Below are 24,377 nucleotides of genomic sequence, written 5' to 3' on the forward strand. Positions count from 1 at the left end.
AGGTTCGCTTGCTGTTGAATGTCAGCAATGTCACCAGTGTTGGTTGTGGTACGTGTGTCAAGATTGCCAAGTGCAGCGCCTACGTTAGTAAACGGCGCAGCGCTAGTACCTGTGTTGGTGCCGTCATCAAGCACGTAGTTCGGTGAGGTGACTGTTCCTGTCGCAGGGTCAAAGATTGAGTCGCCGCCCAAGGTGGTTGCGATAGAGTCCGCTGCGGTGTTCAACTGGCTGCCGTTAATAGCGTCGGTTGAACCGTCAGCCAGACTGCCGGCAGCAATGTTGGTAATAGTGTTGCCACCATTATCAAGGCCAGTATTGGTCAACGATACAGGACCGTTAGGGCCATTCGAGACAGTGAGACCATCGTTGTTCAAGAGGCTGTCACCAGCTGTGACGCTATCAACGGTGATGGTGTCCGCTAAATCATAGTTAATACCGTTGTCTGAGACCGTGGCAACCAAATTGGTGTCTGTGTTGGTGAAGTTAACGGTTTCACCTAACTGGACGTTGTCATCTGCACCGTTGTCCGCACCGATGTTGAAGCCTAGGTTCGCTTGCTGTTGAATGTCAGCAATGTCACCAGTGTTGGTTGTGGTACGTGTGTCAAGATTGCCAAGTGCAGCGCCTACGTTAGTAAACGGCGCAGCGCTAGTACCTGTGTTGGTGCCGTCATCAAGCACGTAGTTCGGTGAGGTGACTGTTCCTGTCGCAGGGTCAAAGATTGAGTCGCCGCCCAAGGTGGTTGCGATAGAGTCCGCTGCGGTGTTCAACTGGCTGCCGTTAATAGCGTCGGTTGAACCGTCAGCCAGACTGCCGGCAGCAATGTTGGTAATAGTGTTGCCACCATTATCAAGGCCAGTATTGGTCAACGATACAGGACCGTTAGGGCCATTCGAGACAGTGAGACCATCGTTGTTCAAGAGGCTGTCACCAGCTGTGACGCTATCAACGGTGATGGTGTCCGCTAAATCATAGTTAATACCGTTGTCTGAGACCGTGGCAACCAAATTGGTGTCTGTGTTGGTGAAGTTAACGGTTTCACCTAACTGGACGTTGTCATCTGCACCGTTGTCCGCACCGATGTTGAAGCCTAGGTTCGCTTGCTGTTGAATGTCAGCAATGTCACCAGTGTTGGTTGTGGTACGTGTGTCAAGATTGCCAAGTGCAGCGCCTACGTTAGTAAACGGCGCAGCGCTAGTACCTGTGTTGGTGCCGTCATCAAGCACGTAGTTCGGTGAGGTGACTGTTCCTGTCGCAGGGTCAAAGATTGAGTCGCCGCCCAAGGTGGTTGCGATAGAGTCCGCTGCGGTGTTCAACTGGCTGCCGTTAATAGCGTCGGTTGAACCGTCAGCCAGACTGCCGGCAGCAATGTTGGTAATAGTGTTGCCACCATTATCAAGGCCAGTATTGGTCAACGATACAGGACCGTTAGGGCCATTCGAGACAGTGAGACCATCGTTGTTCAAGAGGCTGTCACCAGCTGTGACGCTATCAACGGTGATGGTGTCCGCTAAATCATAGTTAATACCGTTGTCTGAGACCGTGGCAACCAAATTGGTGTCTGTGTTGGTGAAGTTAACGGTTTCACCTAACTGGACGTTGTCATCTGCACCGTTGTCCGCACCGATGTTGAAGCCTAGGTTCGCTTGCTGTTGAATGTCAGCAATGTCACCAGTGTTGGTTGTGGTACGTGTGTCAAGATTGCCAAGTGCAGCGCCTACGTTAGTAAACGGCGCAGCGCTAGTACCTGTGTTGGTGCCGTCATCAAGCACGTAGTTCGGTGAGGTGACTGTTCCTGTCGCAGGGTCAAAGATTGAGTCGCCGCCCAAGGTGGTTGCGATAGAGTCCGCTGCGGTGTTCAACTGGCTGCCGTTAATAGCGTCGGTTGAACCGTCAGCCAGACTGCCGGCAGCAATGTTGGTAATAGTGTTGCCACCATTATCAAGGCCAGTATTGGTCAACGATACAGGACCGTTAGGGCCATTCGAGACAGTGAGACCATCGTTGTTCAAGAGGCTGTCACCAGCTGTGACGCTATCAACGGTGATGGTGTCCGCTAAATCATAGTTAATACCGTTGTCTGAGACCGTGGCAACCAAATTGGTGTCTGTGTTGGTGAAGTTAACGGTTTCACCTAACTGGACGTTGTCATCTGCACCGTTGTCCGCACCGATGTTGAAGCCTAGGTTCGCTTGCTGTTGAATGTCAGCAATGTCACCAGTGTTGGTTGTGGTACGTGTGTCAAGATTGCCAAGTGCAGCGCCTACGTTAGTAAACGGCGCAGCGCTAGTACCTGTGTTGGTGCCGTCATCAAGCACGTAGTTCGGTGAGGTGACTGTTCCTGTCGCAGGGTCAAAGATTGAGTCGCCGCCCAAGGTGGTTGCGATAGAGTCCGCTGCGGTGTTCAACTGGCTGCCGTTAATAGCGTCGGTTGAACCGTCAGCCAGACTGCCGGCAGCAATGTTGGTAATAGTGTTGCCACCATTATCAAGGCCAGTATTGGTCAACGATACAGGACCGTTAGGGCCATTCGAGACAGTGAGACCATCGTTGTTCAAGAGGCTGTCACCAGCTGTGACGCTATCAACGGTGATGGTGTCCGCTAAATCATAGTTAATACCGTTGTCTGAGACCGTGGCAACCAAATTGGTGTCTGTGTTGGTGAAGTTAACGGTTTCACCTAACTGGACGTTGTCATCTGCACCGTTGTCCGCACCGATGTTGAAGCCTAGGTTCGCTTGCTGTTGAATGTTAGCAATGTCACCAGTGTTGGTTCTGGTACGTGTGTCAAGATTGCCAAGTGCAGCGCCTACGTTGTTGTAGCTTGTAGTACCAGCATCGTTGTTGCCATTATTTAGCGTATAAGCAGGAGCACTTACGCTGCCATCTGCTGCGTTATAAGTAGCACCACCACCTAGGTTGGTTGCGGTGTTGCTACCTAACGTGTCTACTTTGTCATCAACAGCTGTGACTTGTCCAAAGGTTGCTGCATCGCTAGCATCTGTACCATCATCTACATTGGTAATCTTATTATTACCATTGTTAAGTCCATTTCTACTGAGAATTACCGTATCATTGGTACCACCTGTCACGGTAACCCCTGAGTTATTTACCGTCAAACCACCTGCTGTTACGCTACCAGTTGCACCTAAATCAATATCCTTAGCTAAATTATAATTAATAGTATTATCTGTATTAGTGACTACAAGGTTGTTATCGGTATTAGTAAAGTTAACGGTCTCGCCTAGTTGAACATTGTCATTTGCACCACCTGCAGCACTGATATTAAAACCTTGACCTGCTTGTACTTGAAGGTTCGTGATATCACCTGTATTGGTTGCAATATTACCAGCATTTGTCGCGACATTAGTATTGGTTGTACTCAACTGACCAAATGTGGCAGCATCGGTTGCATTGGTACCACTAGCTACATTAGTGATTTTATTGTTACCGTTGTTAAGGCCATTTCTACTTAAAAGCACCGTATCATTTGCACCACCTGTAACAGTGACACCAGCGTTATTCACTGTAATACCGCCAGCTTTCACACTACCTGCTGCGCCTAAGTCTAGATTTTTATTCAAACTATATGCGATATTGTTACCAGTTTTTACAGCTGTTAAATTGTTTTCACCTGCAGCAATACCAATGTCTACAGTATCACCTGCCTTTACAGCTGCTCCATTTGCACCATTAGTTTGCAACGTAAAACCTTGATCTAGCGCAGTAATCGCTGCTTCAACTCCTGTACGGTTAACATTATTTACACTATAAACAGGCGTACTAACTGCACCAGTAGTAGTGTCGTATGACGCCCCACCACCTAAATTAGTGGCCGTGCTAGTACCTAAAGCGTCAGTCTTAGCACCTGCGCTGGTACTAATAGACTGTAGCTGTCCCAAGTTCACAGCGTCTGAAGCAACAGTGCCATCAGCCACATTAGTAATCTTAGCATTACTTGCATCAAAACCATTGGCTTTTACTTGCCCAGTAAAAACTGGAGCATTAGCAAGTTGAATATCGACCGTATTACCAGTTACAACTGTTTTGATGTTGCTATTAGAGCCCGCACCAGCCAATCCACCAGAGATAGTGAGCGTTTCGCCCAACTTACGAGTTGAACTACCACTATTACCTGCAAAAGTAATTGGCTTTACAACTTCTGTATTTAAATTTGACAGCGCTGTACCAACATTATTAGCAACACCATAGTTTGTGCCATCTGTTTTTACAATCGTATAACTTGGCGCTGTAATACCACCATTGGTTGTGCCTGCAGCAGAATTACCGCCCAGTGCACTGGCTGTATTGGCTGCTAGGTTGCCTATCTCTGCATTAGTTTGAAATAATTGACTACCATTGATGCCATCTGTACTAGTTGCACTCACGCGACCAGCAGCCAAGTTGGTCAAAGTACGCTCAGTACCTGATGCACCAATACTTACTGTGCTTGAAGTAGCAGGTGTGCCTGCATAGGTATAAGTCCTGCCGTTAACTGTACCCGTTGGGGTTCGAACATACGCAGCAGTCGCTGAACCAGAACCCAATGCAACACTATTTGCACTATTTGCTGTTGCACCAGTCCCAAGAGCGAGCGTCCTAGTTTCAGTTGCCTGCGCTCCACCACCAAGCGCAATAGAGTTAGCGGCAGTAGCAGTTGTCTGTCCGTTAGTTTGATAAGCAAATTGGTTTGCAGCAGGGTCCATATCAGCAGAACCAATTGCAATAGCACGATAACCTGTAGCGGCAGCGGAATGACCAACAGCAACCGCTCCTTTCTGAGTTGCAGAAGACACATTGCCTAGTGCTTGCGCAAAATCAGCAGTAGCAGCAGACTGACGACCAATAGCCAATGATGTATTACCTGAAGCAAGCGCTGCTGCACCAATCGCCACTGCTGAGCTAGTCGTGGCTTTAGCCTGAGTACCCAAAGCTGTTGAGATTGCTCCCAATGCCTCCGCACCAGACCCTATTGCTGTAGCACCAGCCTCCTGACCCTCTGTGCTAAATGCAATATTGCTATTATCAGCAGTGGTTGAGTTACTGTTAGGATTCAGTCTATCAACGATTAGCGCATTCTGACCAGTTTTAGTATAGCAGCCAATAGCAACAGCTTCCTCACCACCATTACCTGTAGCATCTGGAGTTGTTGCTTGATTAGCGCCTATACAATTTGAAATAGCTGTACCAGAACCTGTACCACCTAATGTTCCAGTTTCAGCCAATGCTTGTGGAGAGATGATAAATACTAGACTGCTCAGACCAGCAGTTACCATACTTGATCGTAGCGCGCTTAGAGTGAATGCTTGCGTGCCTCCTGTTGACAGAGTGCTCGCACCTGATGTCACAGCACTACTAGACGACTTGCCTCGACTCTTTGCATATTCTGCAACGGCCATAAAGCACCCTAACGATCTATTCCAAATGACTTTATAGTTACGGTTCATAATCTCTATTCCTTTATCAATTAAAGAGCTCGTACAACACGGAAGGACTTATGGTTCTCTGCTGTAAATAAGGCAACATTACTTTAGACTTAAATTTAAAACTTCTTTGTGCTAGAAATACTTTGGATATATGACTAACAATATAGATACGCTTATTTAGTATTCTAGTACAAACAATAAAATAATCAATCACAAAAACGATTATATACAGACATTGTGTAATCAATGTTAATTAAGCAGTAATAGATTTTTTAGGTGATAAGAACTACCATATTTTTATACGCATAAAAAACTTGTATACAAATGATAATATATATATATAACATACACTTACAAAATTCTCATAAATCTAAATTTTTCAGATTTTATTTGATGGCCAATCCCTCTATTTGTAAGGCATAAACCAATGGAGAAACTGAGTTTCCGAGATACATTTTTTCTACAATTTTTATGCTTTCAATAATCATTATTAATAAAGACATATAGAACATTAATATAAAAATTATACTCAGCAATATTGCAAAAGACTAATGCCTGCTTTCTTTATATTCTTTTAAGTGAATATATTCAGCCAAACAAATATATTCAGCCAAACAAATATATTCAGCCAAACAAATATATTCAGCCAAACAAATATATTCAGCCAAACAAATATATTCAGCCAAACAAATATATTCAGCCAAACAAATATATTCAGCCAAACAAATATATTCAGCTATATTTTATTTTTATTAAAATAAACAGAATTAAAAATAGAAAGTTATTGTGAATTGAATCGCATAAGTAAAAATAGCTAATATAAACGACGACATTAATAATGCAGCTTGTGACATGATAAAAGAGCAGAGTTGAGTAAGGGCACACCAGATAGGCGTAGAGCATAGACGACATATACTGACTAGCTATAGCCGTACAGATACTTACTAAGAGACAGCGATGCACTCAGTGCTCACCATATAAAAAAACGCAGAGCACCATTTGATGCCCTGCGTTTGTTAGATTGAACTGTATTTACAGAATACTGCGTCTAAATTGTAGATAGGCTGCTGTGATCGCCGCTGAGTCTTCTATCTGCGGATAGTGACCTAGCATAGGCATATTGGTTATATCAGCATTGGGTATCAGCTGGCGATAACGATCAATCATATGCTGTCCTGAAATAGGATCTTTGGCACCTGCGATCAATTTCACCGGTACAGTACTGTCGATAATCGCACCTACCCATCGCTCGCGGTACTGCTGACGTTGGGGCATATAGTTAATCAGCTTATGCATCACACCCAATCCATCATTGTGATTTAACAGCTGCCATAGCGTATCTATCACCTCTACTGTGGGCTGCGTGTCGGCACCAAATATCCGCTGTAGACTGCCCGCAAATTTCTGCTTATTAATCAGCTTTGATACCAGAAAACCCAATGGCGATAGCAATAGCTTCTGTACCAAGATAGGTTTGTGCGTCTCAGGAAACAGACCACCGTTTAAGAAGCATACGCTAGCGATGTGTCGCTCAGCACTCCCTTCGATTTGTCTGGCTAGCAACTCCTGAGCCACCGTATCACCATAGTCATGCGCTAATATATGATAATCACTGACGCCCAGTTTTTGCAAAACAGCTTGATAAATATCAGCCTGCTCACTGATTAGATAGCGTGCGTTTTTGGGTTTATCTGACAACCCAAACCCCAGCATATCGAGTGTGATGACATAATAATGCTCGGTTAGTGTATCCCACATGCCCTCCCAGTCCCAGCTAGCACTAGGATAACCATGAATCAATAGCAATACAGGCGCACTTTTATCCCCTGCATACCGAGTAAAGATTTGATGCCCATGAATGGATTCATATTGCCCCTGCCGTTGCCACTCATCAAGAGTTATCATTAGAGACTTACTCCTCAAACGATGGATCAGTGCGGCGCAATTTTCTCAACAATGCAGGCCAGGCGATATCACCATTCGCGCCACGGGTGACTTGCTCTGATGCAGCTTGGATACCAGCCAATATTTGTGCTGGTATTGGCGTCAATGCACCGCCCCCACTCTGCGCTTTGATCTGAATCTCGCAGGCTCTTTGCATGATATACATGTATAAAAACGCATTGGCCACCGTATCGGCACAGGTGAGCAGACCATGATTACGCAAAATCATAAAGTGAGCATCGCCTAAATCAGCAACCAAACGAACCTTTTCTTCAGGGTTTAATGCGACGCCTTCATAGTCGTGGTATGCCAAGTTGGATAGCGGAAATAATGATTGTTGCGAGATAGGCAGTAAGCCTTTTTCTTGCGCTGAGACGGCAACGCCATCATTTGTATGTAGATGGATAACGCAATGAGCATCATCACGAGCCTCGTGCACCGCACTATGAATAATAAATCCAGCTGGATTAACCTCAAACTCTGATGGCGCTACTTTCTCGCCTGCTTTATTGACCTTGACCAAACTAGAGGCGGTAATTTCTTCAAATAACATCCCGTACGGGTTGATTAAAAACTCATCCTCAGTACCCGGTACGCGTGCAGAGATATGAGTGAATACCAAATCATCCCAACCATAAGAAGCAATCATTCGATAACAGGCAGCAAGATTTACGCGCATCTGCCACTCTTGTTCGCTCATATTATGGTGTACACTCGAGGTTGAATCGGTTGATGTCGCGGTTTGCATAGTTGTTTGCATGGTGTATTCCTTTACTGTGTTAGATATCCTGAATGATTACTTTACACCATTTCATAAAACCAAATCTGTCAAAAACATTACACTTATGAATATCAATCATTATTTAAATAACGACCCATGGTTTAGTCAATTGCCAGCCATTGTGCAGCCGCTACTGGCAGGCGATGCGGTGCTAAAGGTATACCCGAAAGGTCAAATGATTCATGCCATCGGTGACAACGATGATGCGGCGCTACACTTTGTCGTGTCGGGTACGATTAGAGTCTGTAATGTAAGCGCTAGTGGACATGCCATGACACTGGCACATCTATCTAGTGGTGAGTGGTTTGGTGAGATATCTATCATAGATGACAATCCTCGCACCCATGATGCATGGACGATTAACAAAGTAACGCTAATCTCTATCCCAAGAAATCTAGTCATTCAGACAGCGCAGTTGCATCCGATTTTATACAAGCACCTTGCGCTTATAACCTGCGAGCGAATCCGACGAGCATTTGACTGGATTGATGATGCTACCTCACTCAATACCTCAGCGCGACTGGCTAGCATGCTGATTGGACTGATCGACACTTATGGTAAGCAAATAGGAGACGATATCAAAATAGAGCTGCGCTTATCGCAAGAAGAGCTGGGCTTTATGCTTGGCACCACCAGACAAACCATCAATAAAATCATTCAATCATGGCAAAAACAAGGCCTTATCGATATGCACTATGGTTTTATCACTATAAAGGACAAACCTCAGTTAATGGCAATGATGAATCCTGCCTGACTTGAATATATAAAGCCGTCTCAACAATCCACACAATATCTAACTTATTAGAGTTAGCATCAACTGCCTTAACATCTTCTTAACAGACCACTTGCTATGGTAAGGAATAACGTTTCCTACCATCTGTTGAGAAGTATCTGTATGTCAATATCTCAAGTCATCAAGACCAATGTGCTAAAAATCAACGCACCCAACGCCAATACAAAGACCAGCTACCTTAGTAAGCTCTACGGTCGTGAGGTAAATCTCAGTTATCTTATTATTATCGTCGCTTTATATTTGGTGGCGACTGCCAATATTGGCTTTTTTGAGCAGGTGTTAAATGTCTATCCATTTAGCACAAACGTCGGATTTATCCTGTCTATTACTGGTTTATTGTTTGGACTAATGTGGCTGGTATTACAGCTGCTTTGCTATCGCCCTATTGCCAAACCAGTGTTGACTGCGCTACTGATTACTGCCGCTATCTGCGGTTATTTTACCGATGCTTATGGGACGATATTTGACACCAACATGCTGATTAACAGTCTGGAGACCGATCAAGCAGAGGCGATGGGATTATTTGCCCCCAGCATGGTCATTCGACTGCTGATATTAGGCGTGTTGCCAGCATTTATCATTAGCAAAATTCGTCTAAAACGCTTTACTTGGCAACGCAGTATTCTACAAAAAACAGCCACGTTGATATTGTCTATCGCACTGATCGCAGCGTGTCTTTTACCATTTGGTGACCAGTACGCCAGCTTCTTTCGTCAGCATAAACAAGTCCGTTCTTATGCTAACCCGATCACGCCTATTTACTCTACGATCAAACTTGGCGAAAACTATGTCAATGAGCTGCGCCGTCCTGATACTTTCACATTACATGCGACAGACGCAAAACGCGTGGCACCTGCTAATAGTGTGGATGACAATGGCAAACCAAAACTAATGGTGTTTGTGGTTGGCGAAACGGCTCGCGCAGATCACTTCGGTTTGAACGGCTATACACGTAATACCACACCGCTGCTCTCAAAGCAGTCAGACCTCTATAGTTTTCAGAATGCTGTCTCTTGTGGAACCTCTACGGCCTACTCCGTACCTTGCATGTTTAGCTATGCAAATCGAGCAGACTACGATATCGATACAGCCAAGTATAATGAAAACGTACTAGATACACTAAGCAAGCAAGGGGTCAATGTCATTTGGCGGGACAATAACTCTAGCTCAAAAGGCGTGGCTGATCGCGTTACTTTTGAAGACTACAAAACAGCTGATACCAATCCGAACTGTGATGTCGAATGCCGAGATATCGGTATGCTTGATGGTTTTGATGAACTGGTTAAATCAGGCAGCTCACCGAAAGATACGCTTATTCTGCTGCATCAAATGGGTAATCATGGCCCCGCTTATTACCAGCGATATCCCAAAGCATTTGAAGCGTATAACCCTGTCTGCATGACCAATGAGCTGTCTAAATGTGATGCTCAGTCTGTGATAAATGGTTATGATAATGCGATTCGTTATACCGATTACTTTTTGAGTAATGTGATTGATACGTTAAAGCCTTATGAGCAAGATTATGATGTGGTAATGGTATATATTAGTGATCATGGGGAGAGTTTGGGTGAAAATAATATCTACTTGCACGGCTTGCCCTATAAGTTCGCACCAGATACCCAAAAACACGTGCCTACGATAGTTTGGTCGCCCAACAGCAATACTATCGATACTGAAAGTCTTTCTAGTATGGTTAATCAGCCAGTGTCGCACGATTTTATTACCCCGACATTGCTTAGCTTTTTTGGTATTACGACCGATGAAGTCAAAGGTGCAGCAACTTTTTTTAAATTGGGTCATTCTAGTTGAGTGGCTAAAAATAATTTACTTCAAATAATTTGTTAAAAGTAGCTCACTACATTCGTTTTTATATTACTCAGTCCTTTTAGGTAACCACTATTTTTTAGGTCAGCATCATGTACAAGATACTCGTTATTGAAGACAACCCCGATATCGTGGCCAATATTTATGCTTTTTTTGAGCCAAAAGGGTTTGAGTTAGACAACGCGCACAACGGCTATAGCGGGCTAACACTTGCTTCAAACAATCGTTATGATGTGATACTACTCGATGTGATGCTACCCGGTATGGATGGCACGCAGCTGTGCAAAAAACTCAGAGAAGAGCTGCATGACAAGACGCCTGTGCTCATGCTCACGGCTCGCGATACAATCTTAGATAAAGTCGCTGGTTTTGATAGCGGTGCTGACGATTATTTGGTCAAGCCGTTTTCGTTGGTCGAGTTGGAGTGCCGTATCAAAGCGCTCATACGTCGCCATGAGGACGATCATTTTGCCCACAGTATTGCGGTCGGAGCGTTGTCCTTAAACAATAGTGAGCATACTATTATGCGTGAGGGACAATCACTGAAGCTTACCCCAACTGGCTTTAAAATATTGCACATCCTAATAAGTGCAGCGCCTAGAGTCGTCAGTAAAACTGAGATTGAAGAAAAGGTATGGGGTCTGGATATACCCAGCAGTGATGCGCTACGCACTCATATGCATAGCGTGCGGGCGCAGGTTGATAAGCCATTTGACACACCTATGATAGTCACAGTACCTGGCGTGGGTTATCAAGTTGTTGACCCTAATAAATCAGCAAGCGCGTAGTCATGATTGCAGTATGGATTAAATAAACCTCATGTGACTTACTAGCCGACTGACCGTATTGTATTTGTCGCTCTATTATATACAGCCATGTTATATATCGCATTCTTCTATTAAGTTGTCTTACGCCATGCTCAATATAGACTCGATAGCCAATAAATTCAGACTGTCTTACTTCATATTCGCGTTATTACTGTGCGCAGCTTTTGTCAGTATTTTCTTGTACGCAGAGAGCCGAATAGAGCAAGATTTGGTCAAGGCTCGCCTATTGCAGCAGCTAGAACTCAGTCAAGAAAAATACGGTGACCAGCCTATCTATGTCGCTGACCCAGGTATCAAGATTTACCGCTATGATAAAGCACCTACTAGTTTACAAGCGATAGCCAATGACACGGTGCAAGAGACTTCTGTCACTGTTAATAAAGCCTCTGGAGCAGGTCATGCCAACCTGCATCTTTTTGCCTATACTCAAGATGGTCAAACCTATATTTTGACTTACCTAGAAAACACCGAAATGGTGATGGGAAATTATCCAGTCTTGGCGATATTCGAGCACCTAGAAGACATATTTGCAGATACGTTAAAAGTAGCCGTGATTCTAAGCTTACTTATCGCCGCTATTTTTTCCCAATTGTCCTCTAAACAAATCATCAAGCCTCTATTGGATTTAAAGCGAGCCGTTGAGACCGATCATCATAACTTAAGCGATTTGACACACTTGCCATCTGAGGTCGGTGTCTTGGCAAGGGCTATCGATGAGAAAAACCACAAGTTAGAGCAGTACCTCAAGCGCGAGCAACTATTTACTGGTGATGTCAGCCACGAGCTGCGCACACCGTTGACCATTATCATGGGGGCTTCCGAGGTATTGGCCTCGCAATTAGACGCTGACAGCCACTTAAATGAATTTACCAACCGTATCAGTACCACGGCCAAAGAAACTTCCGAGATTATAACCGCCCTGCTTCTACTATCGCGCGCGCCTGAAAAGTTAGACGCACCGCAAACCTCTATCAACAATATCGCTTTAGCAGAAATGCAGCGCCTAAAATACATACTGCGGTATAAGTCTGTCACTTGTCAGGTAATTGCTGAGCAGGAATACAGCGCTTACGTACGGCCCGAACTCCTAAAAATGGCATTGGGCAACCTCATAAAAAATGCGTTTCAATATACCGATGATGGCGAGGTAACCATTACTATTGATGACGGAAAAATTACGGTAACTGATACTGGCTTAGGTATTCCTGAGGCGATGATGCCTTTACTTTATGAACGATTTGAGCGACTAGAGTCTCAGTATAAAGACGAGCAAACAATCCTGTTGTCAGAGCATGAGACAAAACATAAGGTTGAAGGCTCAGGTCTAGGACTCAGTATCGTCCAGCGTATCATGTCGCATATGGGCTGGCAGCTCACTCACCAAGCCAATCGCTCAGGTGGTAGCACCTTTAGTATTTATTATAAATAACCTCGTGATAGTCCAAAGACATCTTCACCTCCCAATCATAATTGCTGATTGGGAAATGAAAAATTTAAACACCCATTACGCTTTATTCTTACCTCTCTATATCCTCTTAACGTTTTCTTAACCTCTCCCGTCTTATACTCAGGCTATCTTAATTTCAATAGACCATTAAGAATGCCCTATGAAGCAAATCACTCATACCAACCTTGTAGACCCATCAGCCGAGCATAGTTCTATCAATCAGACGACGCATGATAATGCACTCGCAGCTGATAGCTTTGCGAGTCATGCCAAAGGTAAAACGGGAATCCTTCGCATTATAAAAGCCACTAGTTACTCTATAGATGGCTTTAAAGCCGCATATAAATTTGAAGCGGCTTTTAGACAAGTTGTGTGGCTCAATCTTGTACTGCTAGCTGCTGTCATCGTTTTGCCTTTTGCGCTTGGTATAAAAATGATGCTGGTCGTCGCTTCTTTTTTATCTTTGATTGTTGAGCTAATCAACACAGGACTCGAAGCTTGCGTCGACCATACTTCAACCGCCAAACACCCGCTCGCAAAAATCGCAAAAGATGTCGGCTCTGCAGCACAGTTCTTAGCGTTAAGTTTGTTAATGGTTTTATGGGTAATGGCGTTGTCTGCGCTATTTTATTAAAGTCTGCTCTATTTTATTAAAGCATGGCGAGCACTCGCCTAACAGCGAAACGCGCTGCTAGCACTATCTTAGACAAACAATAAAACGAAGGTCGTATTAAGAACTATTAACATCGCATATACGTTATTAGGTGTAGTCATGACTTCAGAAAACAACGCAATGACTTGGGACTGGCTAAAACTACTGTGCGTGACCATCATGGCCACCTTAGTTTTTGAGCACAGTCAGTTAGATGTACGCATCAGTGAGATTTTTTACAATAATGGACACTGGCTACTCGAAAAAGGCGCACAGCCTTATGCATTTATCTTTTATGATTTGCCCAAAGTATTATTGATTATATTGGCTGTCTATCTCATAGCGGTTTTAATCATCAAGTATAGACAGTCAAGGCTTAATGCTACTGCACCAAACCGTAATAAGCTCAATCGCAGTAAGCTCAGTCATTATAAGCTTGATAAATCTCTGCTTCCTTTATCTATGCGCGAGATTAGCTACCTACTGATTATATTGGCGATTGTACCTGCTACTATTGCCACGCTCAAAGGCGTCACCCATGTTAGCTGCCCAAATGACTTAGCTATTTTTAATGGGGATTTACCCTACCTCAACCTTTGGCAAAACATCGTAGCAGCAACGCCTGCCAGATGCTTCCCAGCGGCTCACGCCAGCGCAGGGTTTTCTTTATATGGACTGGCTTTTTTACCGACATTAAGAAAATACTGCTACCAGATAGTCATATCAGTAACGGTCTTAGGCTGGACAATGGGACTGTATAAGATGCTGTTTGGCGATCACTTCTTTAGCCATACATTGGTCTCAATGCTACTGTCATTAACCATAGCCTGTGCGCTCGCAGCCCTATTTTTCAAACAATCGATTAAGAATAAAACACACAGCACCAACGACGATAAAAGACATACTGATATTAGCTTGTCTAGCATTGAGCACTCTAATACTTAAAGTTGGCACTTAGGTTCAGTACTTATGCATCAGTACTGTTGCATAAGTACTCAGCTTCAATAATTAGGTATCAGTACTTAGCATCCATACTTGGAATTGACGTTCAGACATGACAGAGTCATTCGTTAACTCTTTACTAAAATAGCACTACTAAGTATTTGAAAAACCCTGTATAAATAATAAACAATCATTGGCTTATTGTTAAGTAAACGCACGGATAGCGCTTGTGAATAAGCTCCCCTATTTCGATAGGCTGTAAAGGAATGTAGCTATGCGCTTGTTGTCTATTAGGCCAAAACCATCGTATATCTATTCTTCTTTGACCATTCCATTGCTACTCGTAGGCACTGCAAATAGCAGTCAAGCTGCTAGTTACGCTATTAATCCTGCCAGCACTCATATCCGATTTGCTATCGAACGCTTTAAGAGTTCAGCCACGACTGGTGGCTTTTACAATATCGAAGGTCAATTGCAATACGATCCAAACCGAAGAACAGGCGACATTTCACTGATCATACCGATAAATTCCTTAAATACGGGCAACCCTTCTTTTAATAATAGTCTAACTGGGCCTGAATTTTTTGATATGCAGAGATTTCCTTCAGCATATTTTGAATCGACGAAATGGCATTTTAATCAAGATAAAAAAAGCCCTCAGGTCACTCGGGTAGATGGACAACTGACTCTGCATGGTGAGACCCACCCAATTAGCCTAACCGCGACTAAGTTTGATTGTTATCTAAACACGAGCATCAGAAAAGATGTTTGCGGTGGCGAGTTCACTGCTACGATTAATCGCACAAAATGGAATATCAATAAATTCGCTTGGTTCGGACTGACCAAAAACCTTGACTTAAGTATCAAGGTCGAAGCCGCCAGACAGTAGTATTTTTAATATTTCGCCATTGTCTGAATGGATACTGGTAGTGATTTGCAGGAAGCTTAAAAAGGAATTAGACATGATTCATCGGTATTATAAGGACATTGTGAAGCCACTTTCTGCCGTCGTGCCAGCATTGTCATTTTCTTCGATAATAACACTGACATTGGGATTCAGCTTAGTGTCTAACTTCGTGATGGCAGACACTGTCAGTTTGACAAGAGATACTTTACCCAGTCGAATAACCCTACCAAATGTCAGCCCTGCTAATAGTGCGCTTGCCAATCGCGGCGCTTACGTGGCGCGTACCGCTGACTGTATGGCTTGCCACCGTGATGACTATAGTGGCGGCGTACCAATTGAGACACCCATTGGCAATATCTATTCGACCAATATCACACCATCGACGCGCTATGGCATCGGCAACTATACCGAAGCCGATTTCAAAAAGGCCTTGCAAAAAGGTCGTGCACCCAATCATCAGCTTTATCCTGCGATGCCTTACCCGTCTTATCATGGCATGACAGATGAGGATATCAGCGCCTTGTTCGCGTACTTTCAGACCGTTCCTATCGTAGACAAACCACCTGAAAAAACCACTCATTTGCCTTTCCCGTTAAATATTCGTAGCTTAATGCTGGCATGGAATGTCATCAATGTGCCCTCTACTGAAAATCGCTCAGGGCTGACGAACACTCAGCAGCGCGGTGAATATTTGGTCAATAACTTAGAGCACTGCGGCACTTGTCATACACCGCGCAACTTAACTCAAGGCCTCGATAAAGACCGCTATTTATCCGGCGCACCACTTGGTAAATGGTTTGCACCGAATATCACGCCTGACAACGATACGGGTATCGGCCTTTGGAGCGAAATGGATATCGTAAATTATCTACGTACAGGCACGATTGATAAGCGCGCTTATGCGGGCGGCCCGATGGCAGAAGCCGTGGCGCATAGTACGCGTTATCTCACTGATGAAGACCTGATAGCGATGGCTGACTATTTAAAAGTCGTTCCAGCCATTAAGACCGATGATTATCTGATACCAGTCAATGTGTCTCGCCTGCCGCAGCCAGTCAGCAACTCCATTACTTATAACTTACTTGAACAAAAAGACTATCTAGCGCAGGCCAAAACGAATATTGTCATCAGTGCCAACAATAGCGGTCTGAACAGCAACTCGCCAAAAGAGTTGTATCTGACACATTGCGCCAGCTGTCATGGCGTCGATGGTTACGCCCAGCCCGATGCGCGTTATGCATCCATCGTTGGTCTCAGTAGTATTCGCCGCGTAAAACCTGATGCACTCATTGGCGTCATTGCATTTGGGGCAAAAGGTGCATTTAACACAGCACCAAAAATGCCCGGCTTTTCAAAAGACTTAAGCCCTACACAGATTGCTGATATTACTAACTACGTACGAGTTAAATTTGGTGGTTTACCAAACAGCGATGTCAGCGCGGATGATGTGATACGCGTGATAAAAGAGAAAAGTTAGCTATAAAGAATAGGCCTAAATTAGTATTTTCAATAAAAACGCAAAGACTTAGCACGATAAGGATAACCCTATGAATGACCTGCTCCAATCTCCCACACGGCGGCAACTGCTCTCAATGATAGGTAAAACGGCAGGCGCGACCGCGATGTATCAAGCGATGACCACGTTGGGGTTTGCATCCGAGTCGAGCTTCAAAGAAGAGATGAATCTTAAAGGCGCACCGGCTGGCGCTAGTATCGTGGTTTTGGGTGCAGGATTGGGCGGTCTTACTGCTGCCTATGAGCTGCGCAAAGCAGGCTACAAAGTCACTGTGCTTGAGTACCAAAATCGTGGCGGTGGACGTAGCTGGACACTCAATAGTGGTGACAAATATACTGAACTTGGCGGTGCTGAGGTCACTTGCGACTTTAAACAAGGCAATTACTTTAATGGTGGGCCATGGCGCTTGCCCATTCATCACTACGCGGTCTTTCATTACTGCAAAAAGTTCGGCGTGGCATTGCAGCCCTTTATCCAAACCAATGATCGTGCTTATCTGCATCGTACCAATCACTTCGATGGTGCACCGCAGCGCTTGGGCGAAGTGCAAAGCGATATACGCGGTTATGTGTCAGAGTTGTTGTCCAAAGCCGTCAATAAAGGCAGCCTCGATAGTACGGTAGATAAAGAGGACAAAGAAAAATTACTCGAAGGTCTCAAGGGCTGGGGCGTGTTAGATAACAACTATCGCTATATCAAAAGTCATGAAACAGGTAAGCATCGTGGCTATAGTGTGTATCCAGGTGGTGGATTGATGCCGGATGCCAAGCCATCAACCCCCATACCAATGGATAAACTATTAGACTCAGGTATGTGGTCGGATATTTATAGCAACTATACCGTGCATGTGCATCAACCAACGATGTTTCAGCCTGTCGGCGGTATGGGGAAAATCGGTGATGCGTTCACACGTGAATGCCGCGATATGATTACGTTCAATGCCAAAGTCACTAAAATCAATCAAGACGAAACTGGGGTTACCGTTGACTATGTCGATAGCAATAGCCCTGACAGTGCAGCCAAAACCGTGCGCGCGGATTGGTGCATTTGCACTATTCCCTTATCCATATTGACGCAGATTGATATCAATGTCTCCGCGCCAATGAAACAAGCGATGGCAGCCGTTCCTTATGACAGCTCGTATAAAGTAGGTTTGGAGTTCAAACGAAGGTTTTGGGAAGAGGATGAATGGATCTATGGCGGCATCACTTATACCGATATGCCTATCTCACAAATCTCCTACCCGTCACAAGATATGTTTAGCTCAGGATCGGGCGTGCTACTTGGCGCGTATGGATTTGGGGAAGCCTCATACAAATTTAACTCATTGACACCTAAAGAACGTATCAATGCCGCACTCGCCTATGGCAAACAGATTCATCCGCAATATACCAAAGAGTTCCGTTCGGGCACGTCTGTCGCATGGCACCGTATCCCTTGGTCGCTTGGCTGCTACGGTATTTGGAGCGAGTCCAGCCGTGAGCAGTACTATGAGACACTCTGCGAAATGGACCATCGTATCGTACTGGCAGGTGAGCACTGTTCGCACATTCCTGCGTGGCAAGAAGGCGCGATTCTATCTGGTATGGATGCCGCCAAACGCTTGCACCAAAAGGCTAAAAAGCTTGGATAGCCAGCTTTTGAGTAATGAGCTTTGAACAACAACTCTGCCGTTCAAGCAAGGATAATAACAATGAGACTAAGCACATTAGGAACAGTCATGAACATAGTGGTAGTAAATCCAAACAAACCATCTAGCTCACTCAGATCGAGCAAGGCAATAATGATGCTCATGGTTGGTGGATCGATAGCGTTAACAACGTTGTCAGGCTGTAGTCAGTATAAAGCAGAAAACTTAGCTACTATCGCCCACCCGCAGACAACACCAATGGTATTCGACAACAATTTTGACAATCAATCCAGTCGCAATCAAGGCGCATGGGGCGGCGTATATATGTCCAAAAACGAGTTGGCTAAGCCCACCAGCAATATTGTCGATGTGCGCTCAATACCAAAAATGAGCGATGATGCTAGCATGCAGCAGTGGCTCACTAAATTTGAAGGAAGCACACAAGGTAAAACGGGGTTTTTCACAACCAATGGTAAAAAGCTCTACGATGACTCCTGTGCAGGTTGCCATATGCAAAAAGGTGACGGTGCGCAAGGCGCAGGCTACTATCCGCCATTAGCTGACAACAGTAAGATGCAATCCAAGTATTATATTATTAGTGTCGTTATCAATGGTCTGCGCGGTATGCCCTCTTTTCATCGCATGATGAGTGATGAGCAAATAGCAGCTGTCACACAATATGTGCATAGCGATCTAAATAATTTCACTGATATAGTGAACGCTGCCAATGTCGCACAGCTACGCCATGACTTCCCACCAGGATCAGACCCTAGTGAGTAAGTAAAATACACTATAAACTAGCTAACCTTCAATATGCTTAGGCGGCACCGAATACGTGCCGACCACATGAGCCACCATATCATCACACCCTTCTGAATACAGAGATACCTCACCCACTATCAACGTGCGCCCTACTTTCATCAAGGTACATTCAGCGATAATACGAGCACTTGCTGATGGCTTACGCAAGAAATTGATGGTCAAACTCGTCGTCACCGTTAATGGGACAATACCTATTCTTCCGAGTATCGCCACATAGATAGCGACATCAGCAACGGCCATCATGACCGGTCCCGAGACTGTGCCACCGGGACGCAGCTCGTTTATGCCAATCTCGTGCGATAAGGTCGCGCCATTTTCATTGACCGCCTCGACGACGCATTTGGTTTGGGGAAACTCCAATGCCATAAAGGCACTGATTTCTTCTTTGGTTGCAGACATAACTCTTCCTTGAATTGAACTGTCCATGTTGATTCGATTAATACATTTATACGCTCAATACTAGTTGGCAAAATCGAAACTATTTTCGCCTATGCCACTGCGCGCTTTTAATATTCTAAACTATGTACCGACTATACATATATCAATGTATCACGGGCGTGCCTTCTGTACTAAAGGCAAATCCTTTATTACTAAAGTTACCGATCATGACCGCTTCTATCACTGGTTTGACGGTTTCATCTACACCTTCAACTTCGATGATAAAGTTAGCACCAGAACCGCCTTTATCCTCTTCTTTTTCGACGATGTAGTTGAGCGTGGCCATCGCTGGTAGCTCGATAGGATTATCTAGATATGATTTGACCAATGCTCCATCTGTATCGTAATAATCAATTTTATTGATATACAGTGATTTTTTGAGCGTGGTATTACGCACACTCAGCGTCGCCGATAGCAGCACTTTGCGAGCGTCTCTATCGGTATAGATATCAGAATAAATCGGCACATAAAAGGTTTGCTTGTAACCAAACTGACTGTGATCCACGTCTGAGGTAATCGCCAACTCTTTAATCGGGTCTTTTTGATGCTCAGACAAAAGAACGTTCGGGTCTTGCGCGGACTGATCACAACCTGACAGTAGTGTCATTATGGCGATCAGTAGGACAGAGATACTTCGCTTATTCATAATCATTTCCCTATACCTTCTGGTATTACTGCAATGGCAAGCTGCTATTTTATTTTCACACCCACACTACGTAAGAACTGATTGATATGTTTGTTGGCACCATAAATCACTAGTACATCGCGCTCTTGCAGTACTTGTTCAGGCGTCGCCAAACCTTGGATACTAGGCTTGCTCTGCGTACGACCAAAGCTGTCTTCATAATACTCATAGCGCAACGTACTAAGCAATCGGATATTGAACTTTTGCTCTAACTGTAAGTCGTCGACAGTCTTACCGATCAATACATTTGGAATCTTAATCTCTACCATGCTGAAGTTATCGCTCAATTCAAACGAATCGACAAAGTAGCGTAATGACAGACGCTTGGCCCAGCGATTGGCTGCCTCTTTTTCAGGGTGAATCAAATCATCCACGCCGATGGCTTGTAGGACTTTTTCGTGTAGCGGATTGATACTACGGCTGATTAAACGCTTGGCTTTTAACGTCTTAAATAGCGCTGTTGCCATAACATTGGCACCTTGATCTTCGCCAATCGCCACGATGACAATATCAGTATCAACGATTGGTAATCCGCTAACCGTATACTCGTCCGTGGCATCCATACACAGCGTATGCGAAATCACTTCTTTGTAAGCTTCCACCCGTTGCATACTACTATCAATAGCAATTACTTCATGCCCTTGACTGGTCAATGCCGAGCCTAATGATGCACCGAAATTTCCTAGCCCTACGATGATGTACTTCATAACTTAACCAACCTTTTTTAATATTTTTTGCTATTTATTAAGAACAACACAGTCTGTTTGCGACGAATTAGTTAATCGTAATCTCTTCCGTAGGATAGCGATAATTGCGTTGGCGCATATTTTTTAGTAGCGCGATAAATATCGTCAGCATACTGACGCGGCCAACAAACATAATGACCGAAACCACTATTTTACTAAAATCTGATAAGTCTGCTGTCAGGTTTAAACTTAGCCCCACCGTGCTATAAGCTGAGAAACACTCAAATACTACTTTAATCAAATCAAGCTCTGGCTGATCATAACTGATGAGCGTCACGCCCGTACCGATGACCAGTAGTGACAACCACATAATAGAAAATGCGCGGCGAACGGAAATCTCCGCAATCTCCCGTTTAAACACCTCTATCTTGGTCTGACCACGCGCCAGACTCAATGTATTTAATAGCGCAATCGCAAAGGTGCTGGTCTTGATACCCCCACCTGTCGAGTTTGGTGATGCCCCAATCCACATCAGAAATATCGTCAGCATCACCGTTGGAAAAGTCAGCTCACCCATATCAATCACATTAAAACCTGCCGTACGCGGGGTAGCCGCAGTAAAGAACCCTGTTACTAGCTTACCGAGGAAACTGGTATGGTCAGCGAGCACATTATTGTATTCAAATATCATCACCCCAATCAGACCGACTAGCAGTAATGCGCCTGTGGTAATCAAAGTAATACGGCTATTAATATTAAGTAACCAAGGCTGATAAATATAGCGTTGGTCATGACGATTTATCAGCCGCTGAGCACGATAACGTAAATACCTAAGCACATTGACCACGATGGTAAAACCCATACCACCGAAGATAAATGTCATTGCCAGAATCAGCTGTAGTGAATAATTAAAACGTAGCGAATCATCGTACAAGCCAGCACTAAAGGTAGAGAACCCAGCATTACAGAAAGCAGAAATCGCATGAAAGACTGAAAAGAATAGCTGCTCAGACCAATCCATATTGGGTATATCATAAATACTGATATAAATCAGCGCAGCCGCTACCGCCTCGACAGCAAACGTGACGTATAAGATAGACTTGAGTGTCGACACCACATCACCCATACCGCGCATGTAAGACATCTCGCTGATGCTGGCTTGCGTCTCATAGCTGACACCGCCCTTAAAGAAATAACTAAAATAGGTCACAAAGGTCAAAATACCTAAGCCGCCAATTTGTATCAGACCCATAATAATAACTTGGCCAAAAGTCGTAAAATAGGTCGCAGTATCCACGACGATAAGCCCTGTCACACAAACCGCACTGGTCGCGGTAAAAAGCGCATCCACAAAAGACAGCGGCTGCGTCGTCGCATTGGGCATCATCAATAGCAATGCACCAACCAGCACTACGACTAAAAAGCTCAGAATAAAAAACTGCGCAGGATGTAGAAAGGTACGATTGAGATTGAAATTATGATCGGAGAGTTCGCGGACGAAGGTGACAAACACCGCTATCTTTATCGCGACAAAGCCATCAACGGCAGCAGATAGGCCCGAACGTACTAAGTCCGTAAAATGCGCGGTCAATAAAATGATAATGGCAATGCTGGTCAGTGCGTCAAAGACGGCGACTTTATTGAAGGTTAATGGCTTTTTGGTATAGATGTAACGCCCAGCGGTCACCATAAAACTAAGAAAGATAATGACCAAATAGAAAATATGGAATACTTGCTGGAGCCATGTTGGTAGTGTAAAACCACTATCTAACAATGCAATCGCTACCCCGATAACACTAATGAGAATCGTAAAATTGTTTAATAATCGATAACGCGTGGCTGCATTCATAGCCTGAGTCCATGACAACAATAACCACGATACTTATACTCCTTTTTTGTCGTATCCACAAAAAGTGATTTGAGTTAATCGTAACCAATTATTGAGTCATCGCAGCTATTGATAAGTTAGATACTGATAATCCGAGCGAGATAAGAAGTGCCCACTAGGAAGTAACGGTTTTAATAACTCTATAGTTTAGTACTATCGCTTATACACATTTATGAAACTTCTTCTTTTACTCTTGCTATTTTTACACCGCCCCATGTGACTAATACCACGCCAATCGCAATTAAAGTCGCACCTAAAAATAAACCTTCTGGTGGACTCTCCCCTTGCAAAAAAATAGCGACGGGCACGCCGACAATGGCTCCTACTGCGCCTAACAAACTTAGCAACACAGGCCCGCCTGTCTTTTGTAGTAGGAATAATAGTAAAAACTGTCCAGCGAATACGCATGCTTGTATAGCTATCATGCTTAGCGGTAGCCAACTCTCTAAAGATACAGCGATAGAAAAGTCTGACATCATACCAAACAAGCCTAGCAGCAGCGCTGCCGCAATCAACATACCTGGAGCGAGTGCGCCAGAAGACGCATTATCAGGCCAGCGTAATGTCCGATATATGTTACCAATAGCAAGTAGCACTGGCCCACAAAGCGCGATTAAAATCCAAAACACACTAGAATCTGGCGCAGAGAATTTATGTATGGCTAATGCTCCTGCCCCGATGAGTGCTGCGATGACCCCAAGCGCACGGACAATATAAAATTGCTCTATGCGTAGTATCAGCGCACCAAGATAAGTTAGCAGTGGCGGCAATGAGAGGATTAAGGCGACGAAACCTGCGCCCACATGAGGAATGGCAGAGAATAACAGTAAGTTGGCGGCTGCGACACTGACAAGCGCCGCGACAAAGTAATACTCTAAGCTGCGAGCATTAAGAGGAGTAAGTTCTTTTCTGATGAGCGCTATCATGAATAAAATAACAGCAGCGCCAGTAATTGACCAAAACAAAAACCCTAATGGGGTCAGACCGACATCGATAGCGTACTTTGCCACATTGGTCGAGATACCAGTGAGTGCGCCACCTGCCAGCAGACAAACGAAAGGCACCAGCCAAGTGGTCTTTTGAATACTGGTTTGTTTGAGCGAGTCATTCATCGACTATCCTATTGGATGACGAACTTTCTTAATCATGTTTGATGGCTTTTGTATAGC

At 44.4% G+C, this 24,377-nt stretch carries 18 protein-coding genes and 2 pseudogenes; 10 read left to right on the plus strand and 10 right to left on the minus strand.

All coding sequences use genetic code 11. From position 1 onward, the window contains the following. The 5 genes and pseudogenes from AK824_RS09645 to AK824_RS09655 form a co-directional block, all read right to left on the minus strand. On the minus strand, nucleotides 1–3,548 hold a 3,548-nt coding region (locus AK824_RS09645), incomplete at its 3' end, for a beta strand repeat-containing protein (protein WP_413772220.1). Between the two features lie 327 nt (nucleotides 3,549–3,875). Further along, a pseudogene (locus AK824_RS13815) lies at nucleotides 3,876–4,385 on the minus strand (hypothetical protein); the annotation flags it as partial. Between the two features lie 183 nt (nucleotides 4,386–4,568). Then, nucleotides 4,569–5,447: pseudogene (locus AK824_RS13820) on the minus strand (ESPR-type extended signal peptide-containing protein); the annotation flags it as partial. Nucleotides 5,448–6,458: 1,011 nt separating this feature from the next. Further along, a complete protein-coding gene (locus AK824_RS09650) occupies nucleotides 6,459–7,331 on the minus strand; it encodes an alpha/beta fold hydrolase (RefSeq protein WP_057761076.1) in 873 nt (290 codons plus the stop codon). A 7-nt stretch (nucleotides 7,332–7,338) separates the two neighbouring features. Next, nucleotides 7,339–8,130, minus strand: coding sequence for a class II aldolase/adducin family protein (locus tag AK824_RS09655; protein ID WP_227511153.1), 792 nt, complete (start codon nucleotides 8,128–8,130; stop codon nucleotides 7,339–7,341). 85 nt (nucleotides 8,131–8,215) lie between these two features. On the opposite strand from AK824_RS09655, the gene AK824_RS09660 reads away from it, so the two are divergent. From AK824_RS09660 to AK824_RS09705, 10 genes are all read left to right on the plus strand, one after another. Then, the gene (locus AK824_RS09660; protein ID WP_197411796.1) at nucleotides 8,216–8,905 is read left to right on the plus strand and encodes a Crp/Fnr family transcriptional regulator; all 690 of its coding nucleotides are present in this window, start codon (nucleotides 8,216–8,218) and stop codon (nucleotides 8,903–8,905) included. 141 nt (nucleotides 8,906–9,046) lie between these two features. Further along, nucleotides 9,047–10,753 (plus strand): phosphoethanolamine transferase, encoded by a 1,707-nt coding sequence (locus tag AK824_RS09665; RefSeq protein WP_082624627.1) that lies wholly within the window; start codon nucleotides 9,047–9,049, stop codon nucleotides 10,751–10,753. Between the two features lie 107 nt (nucleotides 10,754–10,860). After that, nucleotides 10,861–11,556 (plus strand): response regulator transcription factor, encoded by a 696-nt coding sequence (locus tag AK824_RS09670; RefSeq protein ID WP_057761080.1) that lies wholly within the window; start codon nucleotides 10,861–10,863, stop codon nucleotides 11,554–11,556. A gap of 127 nt (nucleotides 11,557–11,683) precedes the next feature. Further along, nucleotides 11,684–13,024: a sensor histidine kinase gene (locus AK824_RS09675; RefSeq protein WP_057761082.1), complete on the plus strand. Its 1,341-nt coding sequence runs from the start codon at nucleotides 11,684–11,686 to the stop codon at nucleotides 13,022–13,024. A 178-nt stretch (nucleotides 13,025–13,202) separates the two neighbouring features. Continuing rightward, nucleotides 13,203–13,676 carry a diacylglycerol kinase gene (locus AK824_RS09680; protein ID WP_057761083.1) on the plus strand — a complete coding sequence of 158 codons (474 nt, stop codon included), beginning with the start codon at nucleotides 13,203–13,205 and terminating at the stop codon, nucleotides 13,674–13,676. Between the two features lie 138 nt (nucleotides 13,677–13,814). Beyond that, nucleotides 13,815–14,639, plus strand: a complete 825-nt coding sequence (locus AK824_RS09685; RefSeq protein ID WP_082624628.1) for a PAP2 family lipid A phosphatase — start codon at nucleotides 13,815–13,817, stop codon at nucleotides 14,637–14,639. Between the two features lie 271 nt (nucleotides 14,640–14,910). Then, a complete protein-coding gene (locus AK824_RS09690; protein WP_057761084.1) occupies nucleotides 14,911–15,525 on the plus strand; it encodes a YceI family protein in 615 nt (204 codons plus the stop codon). Between the two features lie 190 nt (nucleotides 15,526–15,715). After that, complete coding sequence (locus tag AK824_RS09695) at nucleotides 15,716–17,020, plus strand: cytochrome c (protein WP_057762567.1); 1,305 nt, start codon at nucleotides 15,716–15,718, stop codon at nucleotides 17,018–17,020. A 70-nt stretch (nucleotides 17,021–17,090) separates the two neighbouring features. Then, nucleotides 17,091–18,692: a flavin monoamine oxidase family protein gene (locus AK824_RS09700; RefSeq protein WP_057761086.1), complete on the plus strand. Its 1,602-nt coding sequence runs from the start codon at nucleotides 17,091–17,093 to the stop codon at nucleotides 18,690–18,692. Nucleotides 18,693–18,779: 87 nt separating this feature from the next. Continuing rightward, the gene (locus tag AK824_RS09705; protein WP_057761087.1) at nucleotides 18,780–19,469 is read left to right on the plus strand and encodes a c-type cytochrome; all 690 of its coding nucleotides are present in this window, start codon (nucleotides 18,780–18,782) and stop codon (nucleotides 19,467–19,469) included. A 21-nt stretch (nucleotides 19,470–19,490) separates the two neighbouring features. Here AK824_RS09705 and AK824_RS09710 read toward each other — a convergent pair whose 3' ends face one another. The 5 genes from AK824_RS09710 to AK824_RS09730 form a co-directional block, all read right to left on the minus strand. Then, nucleotides 19,491–19,910, minus strand: a complete 420-nt coding sequence (locus tag AK824_RS09710; RefSeq protein WP_057761089.1) for a PaaI family thioesterase — start codon at nucleotides 19,908–19,910, stop codon at nucleotides 19,491–19,493. Between the two features lie 142 nt (nucleotides 19,911–20,052). Further along, entirely contained in the window at nucleotides 20,053–20,595 is a 543-nt protein-coding gene (locus tag AK824_RS09715) for a DUF3124 domain-containing protein (protein WP_057762569.1), read from the minus strand. 44 nt (nucleotides 20,596–20,639) lie between these two features. After that, entirely contained in the window at nucleotides 20,640–21,341 is a 702-nt protein-coding gene (locus AK824_RS09720) for a potassium channel family protein (protein WP_057761091.1), read from the minus strand. Between the two features lie 67 nt (nucleotides 21,342–21,408). Then, nucleotides 21,409–23,169: a TrkH family potassium uptake protein gene (locus AK824_RS09725; RefSeq protein ID WP_057761093.1), complete on the minus strand. Its 1,761-nt coding sequence runs from the start codon at nucleotides 23,167–23,169 to the stop codon at nucleotides 21,409–21,411. Nucleotides 23,170–23,378: 209 nt separating this feature from the next. After that, a complete protein-coding gene (locus AK824_RS09730) occupies nucleotides 23,379–24,320 on the minus strand; it encodes a DMT family transporter (RefSeq protein WP_057761095.1) in 942 nt (313 codons plus the stop codon). Nucleotides 24,321–24,377 lie beyond the last annotated feature (57 nt).

It is taken from the genome of Psychrobacter sp. P11G3 (assembly GCF_001435845.1).
In the GTDB taxonomy this organism is placed as follows: domain Bacteria; phylum Pseudomonadota; class Gammaproteobacteria; order Pseudomonadales; family Moraxellaceae; genus Psychrobacter.

What these genes read in the sequence shown, in the direction of transcription:
- AK824_RS09650 (WP_057761076.1), bottom strand. Translation starts at nt 7,331, where the DNA reads ATGATAACTCTTGATGAGTGGCAACGGCAGGGGCAATATGAATCCATT.
- AK824_RS09655 (WP_227511153.1), bottom strand. Translation starts at nt 8,130, where the DNA reads ATGCAAACAACTATGCAAACCGCGACATCAACCGATTCAACCTCGAGT.
- AK824_RS09660 (WP_197411796.1), top strand. Translation starts at nt 8,216, where the DNA reads ATGAATATCAATCATTATTTAAATAACGACCCATGGTTTAGTCAATTG.
- AK824_RS09665 (WP_082624627.1), top strand. Translation starts at nt 9,047, where the DNA reads ATGTCAATATCTCAAGTCATCAAGACCAATGTGCTAAAAATCAACGCA.
- AK824_RS09670 (WP_057761080.1), top strand. Translation starts at nt 10,861, where the DNA reads ATGTACAAGATACTCGTTATTGAAGACAACCCCGATATCGTGGCCAAT.
- AK824_RS09675 (WP_057761082.1), top strand. Translation starts at nt 11,684, where the DNA reads ATGCTCAATATAGACTCGATAGCCAATAAATTCAGACTGTCTTACTTC.
- AK824_RS09680 (WP_057761083.1), top strand. Translation starts at nt 13,203, where the DNA reads ATGAAGCAAATCACTCATACCAACCTTGTAGACCCATCAGCCGAGCAT.
- AK824_RS09685 (WP_082624628.1), top strand. Translation starts at nt 13,815, where the DNA reads ATGACTTCAGAAAACAACGCAATGACTTGGGACTGGCTAAAACTACTG.
- AK824_RS09690 (WP_057761084.1), top strand. Translation starts at nt 14,911, where the DNA reads ATGCGCTTGTTGTCTATTAGGCCAAAACCATCGTATATCTATTCTTCT.
- AK824_RS09695 (WP_057762567.1), top strand. Translation starts at nt 15,716, where the DNA reads ATGGCAGACACTGTCAGTTTGACAAGAGATACTTTACCCAGTCGAATA.
- AK824_RS09700 (WP_057761086.1), top strand. Translation starts at nt 17,091, where the DNA reads ATGAATGACCTGCTCCAATCTCCCACACGGCGGCAACTGCTCTCAATG.
- AK824_RS09705 (WP_057761087.1), top strand. Translation starts at nt 18,780, where the DNA reads ATGAACATAGTGGTAGTAAATCCAAACAAACCATCTAGCTCACTCAGA.
- AK824_RS09710 (WP_057761089.1), bottom strand. Translation starts at nt 19,910, where the DNA reads ATGTCTGCAACCAAAGAAGAAATCAGTGCCTTTATGGCATTGGAGTTT.
- AK824_RS09715 (WP_057762569.1), bottom strand. Translation starts at nt 20,595, where the DNA reads ATGAATAAGCGAAGTATCTCTGTCCTACTGATCGCCATAATGACACTA.
- AK824_RS09720 (WP_057761091.1), bottom strand. Translation starts at nt 21,341, where the DNA reads ATGAAGTACATCATCGTAGGGCTAGGAAATTTCGGTGCATCATTAGGC.
- AK824_RS09725 (WP_057761093.1), bottom strand. Translation starts at nt 23,169, where the DNA reads ATGAATGCAGCCACGCGTTATCGATTATTAAACAATTTTACGATTCTC.
- AK824_RS09730 (WP_057761095.1), bottom strand. Translation starts at nt 24,320, where the DNA reads ATGAATGACTCGCTCAAACAAACCAGTATTCAAAAGACCACTTGGCTG.